Source organism: Zwartia panacis (assembly GCF_030410395.1).
GTDB lineage: Bacteria > Pseudomonadota > Gammaproteobacteria > Burkholderiales > Burkholderiaceae_B > Zwartia > Zwartia panacis.
In genome coordinates, this window is sequence record NZ_JAUHHF010000051.1 from 1 (window position 1) to 255 (window position 255).

Genomic DNA, 255 nt, shown 5'->3' on the forward strand with positions numbered 1-255 from the left:
TGTGACGGTTTGGGACATGTGGGCTTTTTTGATCCCAAACGTGTGGTGGCCTTTCCAGAGCTCAGTCTTGGTTCCGGTGCGATCAGAGGCTGGGATAAACGCAATGCCTTCACGTTTTCAATGCTGTGGAGCTTATCGACACACTATGAGTTCGATATTGAGGCGAGCTGGGAAAGCTTGCCCGAGGCAATCCGTCAGATCGTGCTTTATGGTTCTGGCGATGTCGAGATTCCCTTTTTCTATTTGAATGAAAAC

At 49.0% G+C, this 255-nt stretch carries 1 protein-coding gene; it reads left to right on the forward strand.

Annotation, left to right across the window (positions count from 1 at the left end; genetic code table 11):
• On the forward strand, nucleotides 1-255 hold a 255-nt coding region (locus tag QWY30_RS15905; protein WP_290242676.1), incomplete at both ends, for a hypothetical protein.